Source organism: Ensifer sp., from assembly GCF_035999135.1.
GTDB lineage: Bacteria > Pseudomonadota > Alphaproteobacteria > Rhizobiales > Rhizobiaceae > Ensifer.
In genome coordinates this window covers 1-8,813 of sequence record NZ_DASYGZ010000202.1, presented here as the reverse complement: position 1 = coordinate 8,813, position 8,813 = coordinate 1, and the positions used below count along the sequence as shown (strand labels likewise).

Here is an 8,813-nt window from a genome sequence, read left to right as displayed (position 1 = left end):
GATGTCGACGAAGGAGATGCGCGTCGGGATGATTTCCTTCGACTTGGCAATGTCCGCCAGCTTGCGCATGCGCGGGTCCGGCACGGCCACTTCGCCGGTGTTCGGCTCGATGGTGCAGAACGGGTAGTTGGCCGCCTGGGCGGCCGCCGTCTTGGTCAGCGCGTTGAAGAGGGTGGACTTGCCGACGTTCGGCAGTCCGACAATACCGCATTTGAAGCCCATGGGGGTCGTCCGTATCTTAAAATTCCGTTGGCGTGGCTATGCGGGAAGGGGGCTTCCCGGTCAAGGGCGCAGGCCCCGTTCACGGTAAATAAGGGACTTCAGCCGTTGAACGCACGGTATTTGGGCCGCATATGCAGTGCGAACCATTTGCCTCCTTGCGGCAGTGAACAATGAGAACAGGCGACTATAATGGAGACGATCGACCAGAAGTTCATGTTTCCGCGGGTGCCGGTGGCGGTGATCGATATCGGCGCCACGCTGGAAGCCCTTCTGGTGCGCTCGATGCTCGAGAGCCTCGGCGCGGTCGTCACCCTGCATCTGCCGGGCACGCCCGGGGACTTTCTGATCCTGGTCGGCGCCGGAGACGGCGTGCACCAGCATCTCGTCATCTGCGGCCACGGCGACGAGAACGGTTTCGTTTTCGGCGACTTTATCGAGGAGATCGACACGTCGATGCTGGTTAAGGGCAGCCTGCCGCCTGCAGTCGTCGCCGCGCATGCGCGGCTGAAGGGCAAGATCATCGTCAGCACCTGCTGCGAAACGGGCGGCGGCGACGCCTTCGTTCGCGACGGAGGCGCAGCGCTCTATATCGGCCCCGACGGGTCGCCCGAAGGCGCGGATGCGCCGCTCTTCGTTCATTGCTTCTTCCATGCCCTGCTTGCGCGCAAGCAGCCGGTCGACCTCGCGCTCGCGCGGGCGCGGGCCTATGACGCGGAAGCGAAGATGTTCATCGGCCATCAGCGGGCCGACTGATCGGCTGCCGTCGCGCAACCTGCTTTCGCTTGATCGCCAAGGCTGCCCGTAGGATAGTGCGGCGGGCGACGTCGCCGCCCGATCTGTCACAACGGGGTGCTTCCGATGAGTGACAACGAGGTTGCCAGAAAAGTCAAAGTGAAGGTCAAGCCGAAGCTCGACCGGCCCAAACTCTACAAGGTCATGCTGCTCAACGACGACTACACGCCGCGCGATTTCGTGGTCGGCGTGCTCAAGGCCGTGTTCCATATGAGCGAGGAAGCGGGCTATCGCGTGATGTTGACGGCGCACAAGATGGGCACCTCGGTCGTTGTCGTTTGCGCCCGCGACATTGCCGAAACCAAGGCCAAGGAAGCAACCGATCTCGCCAAGGAGGCCGGTTTCCCGCTGCTTTTTACCACGGAGCCGGAGGAATAGGGCCGTTGGCCCTCGCGCGGACCTGCGCCCGCGTACGATGAGACGTGGCCCTAAGCGTGACGATGCAGGCGCAGCGGCTTGCTCGCCTCCCGCGCGATCGTGCCCTTCGCCTCGAGATCGAGCTGAACCGCCTTCAGCCACCAGCCGGCCTTGGCGCCTTCGGGAAACAGATCCTGCGGCAACAGCGGCAGCAGCTTTTCCTTGGCTTCGGCGACCGTCAGCCCCGGTGATGTCGGCGGCAGCACGGCGAGCAGGGCTTCGCGCATCGCCTCGTATTTCACCCGGTCGACGCGGGTGATGTGGCCCGGCGAGACGACGTTGCGAATTTCTATCTTCTCAGCCTGCGGTGCCATGGACCTCACCTTTCACATAGTCGATTTTCGGCGCGCGAAAGCCCATCGCCGCCCAGGCGGTCAAAAGCCGCCACATGAAGCGGCCGGAATGGGTGTTGTAGCTCGGCAGGGTGTCGGTAAATTCGACGCCGGCCCTGCGGTCCTTCGTCATCGTGCGCATCTCCAGGGCTGGCTGGTCGCCGGGAGCGAAACGCTGGTTATAGACGCTCAACCAGTGCCCGCCCTTGAACTCCAGAAACATGGCGGCGTTGCAGCAGCCGGCGACAACCCGCCTTGTCGTCGACGTCGGCGTCAGGCGATGCGCGCGCAGCAATCCTTCGCCCCGGATGCAGCGAATCCTGTCCTTGCGGTAAAGCGCAAAGCGGGTCGAGCCGTCCGCCTCCAGCACCGGCGGTGCCTCTGGCAGAGCTTCGAGTTGCTCGCCCGCGGCACGGCAACTGGTGCAATAGCAGGCGGCGCCGACGATCGGTTCTTCCACGGCCTCGAACGCAACCTGTCCGCAACGGCAGGCGGCAATTCGAACTCTTCCTTGTGCTTTCGCCATGACGTTCCTCCCGGTCGATCTCACTAACTAGACTGGACCGTCCAGTTTGATTTGTCAATCGGTCTGGCTTATCCTCGACAGACGGTGATTTGGCCGGTTCGGCGGGGAGGCACAGGATTGGCGAACGGCGCAAGAACGCGCATGGAGCGCACCCGCAGGCTGATCGTTGCAGCTGCGAGCGACCTGTTCCTGAAACATGGCTTCCTCGGCACCAACATGGACGAGATCGCCGCGACCGCCGAGGTGTCGAAACAGACGGTCTATTCGCATTTCCACAACAAGGAGGCGCTGTTTCTCGAAGTCGTGCGCAGCATGACGGGTGGGGCAGGCGACGAATTCCAGGAGCAGGTCGCTGACCCCGTAGGCGACGAGCCGATCGAGGAATTCCTGCTCGACTATGCCACGCAGCTGCTGACGATCGTCATGACCCCCCGGTTGATGCAGGTTCGCCGTCTGGTGATTGCCGAGGTGGAGCGCTTTCCGGAGCTTGGCCAGGCGCTACACGAACGCGGGCCGATGCGGTCGATCAACAGGCTGGCCGTCGCCTTCACGCGCTACAGCGAGACGGGAGACATCCACGTCAAGGACGTGCGTGTCGCCGGTTCCTTTTTCAACTGGCTGGTCATGGGCGGGCCGGTCAATGACGCCATGCTGCTCGGGGACGGCGCCATTCCGACGCCGGAGACATTGCAGGCGCATGCGAAGGAAGCCGTGCGGATCTTTCTGGCAGCGCACAGGGTGGGATAGTCGCGGATCTCCCGCAGATCCGGCTGGCTGCCCGCTTGACGCGGTCGAAAGCGGTGAGCGTCAGGGTGCGACCGGCGAGGACGCCGCCCACCATTTGAGCACGCGCATCGCCTTGAGCGTCACCCATGGCGAGGGCTTGTCCGGACCGTCGTCAAGGACGAACCACACGCGTCCGCGCGGGCTCCAGTCAAGCGGCCAGGTGCCATCCTCCAGGCGGCGCGCGGAAAGGCGATCGATCGCTTCGCCAAGGCGCGGATCGGGTGCGGCCCCGGTCAAGAGCGCAGATGCACGGAAGTAGTCGAGCGCACGCAGGATGTCGTAATGCCAGCGGCTGGGGTGACAAAGGCAGAGGAAGCGCTTGTTTGCAGGCTCGCCGGTGCGAAGGCCGCGGAAGAGGTGGCGCTTGAGAAGGTACTCTTCGCCAGCCGCTCGTGCCGCCTTCGATTGCGCCGTGCCGCCGGTCGCCCTTTCGAACTCCAGCAATCCCTCAAGCACATTGATCGTGCTGGCGAAGGACGAGCAGGTCGAGCCGTTGATCCGCTCGCAGTTCCAGCCGCCGTCTGGCTGGCGCTCACTTACAAGTCTTTCGACAATCGTCGAGACATCGACGCCGAAATAGGCGCCGTCGGCGACCGTGCGGCCGTTGATGCACTCCTCGATCTCACCTTGCCAATAGGGTTGCCCGCCTTCCTCCCAGCGGGCGTTGGCGCCGACCTTTTCAACGGTTCGCCGGGCGCGCTCCGATGACGGGTCGAGGCCGAATTCTCTGAGCTGCGAGAGTGAAAAGCAGGTGGCGGTCCAGGGCTGTCCGTGCTCGGACCATTCGCGCTCTTCGAAATGGGCGGGGATGAAGGCGCCGCCTGCCCATTGCCCATCGTCGTCCTGAAACGAAAGCAGTCTGGCGCCCCAGCCTTCGGTCTCGACCTTTGCCCGCTCGGCCCGCCATTCCGGCTCGGGAGCGTCGATGAGGTCGCGCATCACCTGCCAGCGGATCGAGGGGTCCGAGGCAAGCAGCCAGTCGATCACCGGGTCGGTCACAGGGCGTCCTCCAAGCTTCGCGCGTCCGGACCGGCTTCAGAGCCGGCCTGATCGAAAGCTAGCGCACGCTCCAGGAACGGAAAGTCAGTCGTTCTTCGAACCGAACATCTTCTTCAGCATGTCGGCCATCGGGCCGGTCGTCGGCAGCTTCTTCGGCTGGGCGGAATTGCGGGCCTGGTGGACATGCGACTGGGCGCCCTGCTTCTTCGGGGCGGCGGGCTTTTCCGCTTCCGGCTTGCCGCCGGTTGCGAGCGCGATCTTGTTGAGGATCTGCGAGTCCTCGCCGCGTACCAGCATGTCGGCATTGTCGGCGATGGCGTCGAGCAGCGGCACCAGCCAGGCCTGGTCGGCCTTGGCGAAATCGCCGAGCACATGGGCGTGCACGAGGTCCTTGACGCCGGGATGGCCGATGCCAAGCCGCATGCGACGGTAGTCCTTGCCGCAATGGGCGTCGATCGACTTGATGCCATTATGGCCGCCATGGCCGCCGCCGACCTTGATACGCGCCTTGGCCGCCGGCAGGTCGAGCTCGTCATAGATGACGGTGATGTCCTTCGGCTGCAGTTTGTAGAAGCGCATGGCCTCGCCGACGGACTCGCCCGAGAGGTTCATGTAGGTCTGCGGCTTCATCAGGAGCACGCGTTCGCCACCGATCTCGCCCTCGGCGATCTCGGCCTTGAACTTCTTCGACCAGGAAGAAAAGCCGTGGCGGCGGTGGATGACGTCGACCGCCATGAAGCCGATATTGTGCCTATTGGCGGCGTATTTCGAACCTGGATTGCCAAGCCCTACGATGATCAACATGGTGCGGGTCATTCATGATTTCGGGGTGATGCCATCCAAGAACATCGCGCACCCTTGAAGTCAACGGCTATTTCTCCGCCTGCAGGCTGGCATTCGGCGCCAGGCCATATTGCTTGAAGATCTGATCCTGCGTGCCGTTGCCGATCAGCCGGTCCAGCTCGTGCCGCATCTTTGCGACCGTCTCGCGCGGGAAGTCGCGGTGGCAGGCAATGCCGTAGAGCTTGCCTTCAAGCACCAAGGCCGCTTCCACAGGCTTGCCTTCGGTGCGCATGCTCTCGAAGGTCTTTTCCGAGGTCATCAAAAGGTCCACCCGCCCGGCGATCAGCTTCTTCAGGCTGGAATCGAGGTTGGCGGCATAGTCGATCTTCGGAAAGCCGTGCTCGACCAGATAGGCTGCGGAGAAGTCCTCGCGTTGCGTGCCGATGGTGTACTTGTGCGCGTCTTCGAGCGATGACGGGGCGATGTTCGAGTTGGCGTGGCGGACCATGACCATGTGATCGACCAGCAGCGGTTCGACCCACTGGAACTTCCGGTCGCGCTCGGCGTCGTGGCCGGTGGTGAAGACGCAGGAGGCGGGATCGGTCTCGGCGAGCATGATGGCGCGCGCCCAGGGCAGGACCTCGATCGTATAGGGCAGCTTCAGGCGTTCCATGATCAGCTTGACCTGATCGACGGCGGCGCCGCTCGGGCCGTTCTCGGTCGAAAAGTTGTAGGGCGGATACTCTTCGGTGACGAACTTGATCGTCTGGGCCTCAGCCGTCGTGAAAAGCCCGAGGAAGAATACCGGGATCAGTGCCTTCATATCGTTCCTCCTCCTGATGCCTGCCTTGCGGGCAGGCGGCCTTTGCCGCCCAAGGGCTGCAATGATGTTCCTTCCCGGGCGACGGTCGCCGGTGCGCGGGGCGTTACGCCCGCATGCCGGGCGCGACCGCGGTCTTTGCTTCCGATTCGCTTTCGAGCATCGCCAGCATCCTGTCGATCTGCATCGGCCGGCTGAACAGATAGCCCTGGCCGCAATCGACGCCGAGCTTGCGCAACAGCTGCCATTGCTCCTTCGTCTCGATGCCTTCGGCGACGACCGTGCAGCCCATCTGGTGGGAAATGGTGCGGATGCCCTTGATCAGCATGCGGCTCTTGCGGCGGACGTCGGCGGTGCCGGAGCTCAGCGAGCGGGTGAAGGACTGGTCGACCTTGACGATATCGACCGGGAAGCGGTTGAGGTAGCTAAGTGACGAGTAGCCGGTGCCGAAATCGTCGAGCGCGATGCGGCAGCCGAATTCGTTGAGCTGCTTCAGCACCGAATGGACTTCCGGATTGTCGAGCATCAGAACGGCTTCGGTGATCTCGACGACGATCCGGCTCGGCGCAATATGGTGCTTCAGGAGCAGGGCTGCGAGCTTGTGCGGCAGCGTCAGCTCGAACTGCAGCGGCGAGAAGTTGACGGCCAGATAGGTGTTCTGGGTGCCGTCGAGCTTTGAGATCTTCGCGAGGTGGCAGATCGCCTTTTCGAGAATGCGGTCGCCGATGCGGGCGATTGTGCCGGTTTCCTCGGCGATGCCGATGATCTTGGCCGGCGGCATCAGGCCCTTTTCCGGATGGTTGAGGCGCATCAGCGCCTCGAAGCCGGCGATCTGGCCGTCGGCGAGGCTGACGATCGGCTGCAGCCAGGCCTCGAAGTGATCGTCCTTCAGACCCGCCTCGATGCATTGTTCGATCTCGTGGCGTTCGCGCGAGGCGTCGAGCATGCCGGCATCGAACACCTGCAGGCCGTTCTTGCCGTCATGCTTGCGGGCGTACATCGCCATGTCGGCCTTGAGCAGGAGATCGGAGGCGTTTTCTGCGTGGGTCGGGTAGACGGCGATGCCGACGCTGGCGCTGACGAAGAGCTCGTTGCCGGCGATTGCCATCGGCTCGTGCAGCGCCGTGACGATGCGCTCGCCGATTTCGCTCGCAAGTTCGGCTGCGCGCGTATCGGACAAAAGGATCGCGAACTCGTCGCCGCCGAGGCGGGCCATGATGTCGCCGGGGGGCAGGGCTGCCTGGATGAGCTCGACCGTGTGGCGCAGCACCTCATCGCCGGTCGCATGGCCGAAATTGTCGTTGATCCACTTGAAGCGGTCGAGATCGATGAACAGGCAGCCGAGTTGCATGCCGCAGTCGTCTGCCTGTTTGATCGCCTCGTCGAGCGCCGCTTCAAAGCCCTGGCGATTGAGGAGGCCGGTCAGGTGATCGGTGATCGCCTGCGTGTGGTTGCGGCTTTCCGCCTGCTTCAGCGCGGTGACGTCGGTCATGACGGAGAGTGACAGGCTGTTCTCACCCGTTGCCTTGGTTTCCTGGATCAGCACGGTCATCGCTTCGCCGTCCGCCTTGCGGAAGGGAACGGTGACCTCGCGGATCGCATGGTCGCCGACGGCGATGGTCTTGGCGTGGCTGCGATAGGTTTCGTGCCAATAGGGGTCGATGAAGTCGACGAAGTCGCGCCCGACGGCGTCGTCGCGGTCGTAGCCGGTCGCCAGCAGCCAGTAATCGCTGACGGCAAGCAGGCGGCCATCGACATCGAGCGAAAACAGCATGGCCGGGGTCAGGTTGTAGATGTCGGTGACGCGCTCATGGGCGCTTTTCAGCTCCGTCTCTTCGCGCTCCAGCCGGTCCTGCATCTCGTTGAAATTGGCGGCCAGCGCGCCCATCTCGTCGTCGGAGGTCCAGTCGACGCGATGACGCGAGCCGAGCCTCCGCGTCGCCTCGATCGCGGCCGTCAGCCGCATCAGCGGCCGCATCACCGTGAAGCGGTTGCCGACAAGCGCTGCGGCAAAGACGATGGCGACGGCGAAAAGCAGGATCGCAAGGATTGCCAGTTCGTCCTTGCTGAACTGCGAGAGCAGGCCGGGGGTAGGCACGCGCACCTCGATGCGGCCGACCTCCTTCAGCCCGTCCACGGACTGGTACGAGATGGACAGGCTCAGGAGCCGATCGTCGGCGCTGGCGACGGCGCCTCCGAGCGGCATCTGCGCCAGGATCGAGCCGGTCTGGTCGCGAACGGTGACGGAGAGAATGTCGGTGCCGTTGATCAGCGAGCGGGCGATATGCTTGATGCCGTCGCTGTCGAAGTCCCAGATCGGCTTGCCGAGCGCCTCGGCGCTGGCGGCCATCAGGAGTTCGATGTTGTGCAGGCGTTCGCGCGCGATGCGCTCGCTGGAAATGGTGAGGAAGAGCACAAGCAGCGGAGCAATGAAGACGAGCATCGCGCCACAGACAATCGCAATAAACCGGTTCTCGACGGAGTGCATCATCGGATGCACGCCCTGGACGCTGCTGCCACGCATCTCATATTCGGATTCTCATTAATGCCCCAGTTTCCCCGCAGGCAGAACATCATCAAATCCTTAAATGTTGCTGAAATCGCTACATGAAAAATCGTGAGGCGCGCCTTTGTTGCAGCCGCCGGTTGATTGCCAAAAATGCAAAAAGCCCGCCCCACGCGAATGGGACGGGCTTTCGATCAGGTAGGCCGAATGGCCAGAAGCGATTAAGCTTCTGCGTCGCCTTCAGCTTCTTCCTTCACGCCACCGGCCGGAGCAACGATCGTTGCAACGGTGAAGTCGCGGTCGGTGATAACCGGGGTCGCGCCCTTCGGCAGCTTGATGTTGGAGATGTGAACGGCGTCGCCGACCTTGAGGCCGGAGAGGTCAACGCTCAGGAATTCCGGAATGTCGTCAGCCGAAACGTTGAGTTCGACTTCGTGGCGAACGATGTTGAGAACGCCGCCGGCCTTGAGGCCCGGGGACTTCTCTTCATTTTCGAAGTGAACCGGAACTTCGACGGTAACCTGGCTGTCCTTGGAGACGCGCAGGAAGTCGACGTGCATGGTGAAGTCACGGACCGGATCCAGCTGGTAGTCCTTCGGCAGGACGCGGATCTTTTCGCCGTTGACGTCG

Annotated in this window: 11 protein-coding genes; 3 read left to right on the top strand and 8 right to left on the bottom strand. The window is 63.1% G+C overall.

Annotated elements, in window-relative coordinates; all coding sequences use genetic code 11:
* A partial coding sequence (locus tag VGO12_RS26635) for a GTPase (RefSeq protein WP_327494267.1) occupies positions 1-222 on the bottom strand: 222 nt, incomplete at its 3' end.
* A 189-nt stretch (positions 223-411) separates the two neighbouring features.
* On the opposite strand from VGO12_RS26635, the gene VGO12_RS26630 reads away from it, so the two are divergent.
* Positions 412-975, top strand: coding sequence for a hypothetical protein (locus tag VGO12_RS26630; RefSeq protein WP_327515728.1), 564 nt, complete (start codon positions 412-414; stop codon positions 973-975).
* A gap of 105 nt (positions 976-1,080) precedes the next feature.
* Complete coding sequence (clpS, locus tag VGO12_RS26625) at positions 1,081-1,392, top strand: ATP-dependent Clp protease adapter ClpS (protein ID WP_327515727.1); 312 nt, start codon at positions 1,081-1,083, stop codon at positions 1,390-1,392.
* A 50-nt stretch (positions 1,393-1,442) separates the two neighbouring features.
* Here the strand turns inward: clpS and VGO12_RS26620 are convergent, their stop codons facing one another.
* Positions 1,443-1,745, bottom strand: coding sequence for a DUF6958 family protein (locus VGO12_RS26620; protein WP_327515726.1), 303 nt, complete (start codon positions 1,743-1,745; stop codon positions 1,443-1,445).
* Positions 1,729-2,289: a hypothetical protein gene (locus VGO12_RS26615; RefSeq protein WP_327515725.1), complete on the bottom strand. Its 561-nt coding sequence runs from the start codon at positions 2,287-2,289 to the stop codon at positions 1,729-1,731. The genes VGO12_RS26620 and VGO12_RS26615 overlap by 17 nt, the downstream gene beginning before the upstream one ends.
* A 141-nt stretch (positions 2,290-2,430) precedes the next feature.
* On the opposite strand from VGO12_RS26615, the gene VGO12_RS26610 reads away from it, so the two are divergent.
* On the top strand, positions 2,431-3,036 hold the full coding sequence (locus tag VGO12_RS26610; RefSeq protein WP_327515724.1) for a TetR/AcrR family transcriptional regulator: 606 nt from the start codon (positions 2,431-2,433) through the stop codon (positions 3,034-3,036).
* Between the two features lie 60 nt (positions 3,037-3,096).
* Here the strand turns inward: VGO12_RS26610 and VGO12_RS26605 are convergent, their stop codons facing one another.
* From VGO12_RS26605 to VGO12_RS26585, 5 genes are all read right to left on the bottom strand, one after another.
* Positions 3,097-4,014, bottom strand: coding sequence for a squalene cyclase (locus tag VGO12_RS26605; RefSeq protein WP_327515730.1), 918 nt, complete (start codon positions 4,012-4,014; stop codon positions 3,097-3,099).
* A 144-nt stretch (positions 4,015-4,158) separates the two neighbouring features.
* Entirely contained in the window at positions 4,159-4,878 is a 720-nt protein-coding gene (pth, locus tag VGO12_RS26600; protein ID WP_327515723.1) for an aminoacyl-tRNA hydrolase, read from the bottom strand.
* A 67-nt stretch (positions 4,879-4,945) separates the two neighbouring features.
* Complete coding sequence (locus VGO12_RS26595) at positions 4,946-5,680, bottom strand: substrate-binding periplasmic protein (RefSeq protein ID WP_327515722.1); 735 nt, start codon at positions 5,678-5,680, stop codon at positions 4,946-4,948.
* A 103-nt stretch (positions 5,681-5,783) separates the two neighbouring features.
* Positions 5,784-8,168, bottom strand: coding sequence for a putative bifunctional diguanylate cyclase/phosphodiesterase (locus VGO12_RS26590; protein ID WP_327515729.1), 2,385 nt, complete (start codon positions 8,166-8,168; stop codon positions 5,784-5,786).
* 236 nt (positions 8,169-8,404) lie between these two features.
* Positions 8,405-8,813 (bottom strand): 50S ribosomal protein L25/general stress protein Ctc (locus VGO12_RS26585; protein WP_327494259.1); only part of this gene is annotated, 409 nt, incomplete at its 5' end.

Excerpts from the sequence above, each read along its gene's own strand:
- VGO12_RS26620 (WP_327515726.1), bottom strand. The coding sequence starts at position 1,745 with ATGGCACCGCAGGCTGAGAAGATAGAAATTCGCAACGTCGTCTCGCCG.
- VGO12_RS26605 (WP_327515730.1), bottom strand. The coding sequence starts at position 4,014 with ATGCGCGACCTCATCGACGCTCCCGAGCCGGAATGGCGGGCCGAGCGG.
- clpS (WP_327515727.1), top strand. The coding sequence starts at position 1,081 with ATGAGTGACAACGAGGTTGCCAGAAAAGTCAAAGTGAAGGTCAAGCCG.
- VGO12_RS26615 (WP_327515725.1), bottom strand. The coding sequence starts at position 2,289 with ATGGCGAAAGCACAAGGAAGAGTTCGAATTGCCGCCTGCCGTTGCGGA.
- VGO12_RS26610 (WP_327515724.1), top strand. The coding sequence starts at position 2,431 with ATGGAGCGCACCCGCAGGCTGATCGTTGCAGCTGCGAGCGACCTGTTC.
- VGO12_RS26595 (WP_327515722.1), bottom strand. The coding sequence starts at position 5,680 with ATGAAGGCACTGATCCCGGTATTCTTCCTCGGGCTTTTCACGACGGCT.
- VGO12_RS26630 (WP_327515728.1), top strand. The coding sequence starts at position 412 with ATGGAGACGATCGACCAGAAGTTCATGTTTCCGCGGGTGCCGGTGGCG.
- VGO12_RS26590 (WP_327515729.1), bottom strand. The coding sequence starts at position 8,168 with ATGATGCACTCCGTCGAGAACCGGTTTATTGCGATTGTCTGTGGCGCG.
- pth (WP_327515723.1), bottom strand. The coding sequence starts at position 4,878 with ATGTTGATCATCGTAGGGCTTGGCAATCCAGGTTCGAAATACGCCGCC.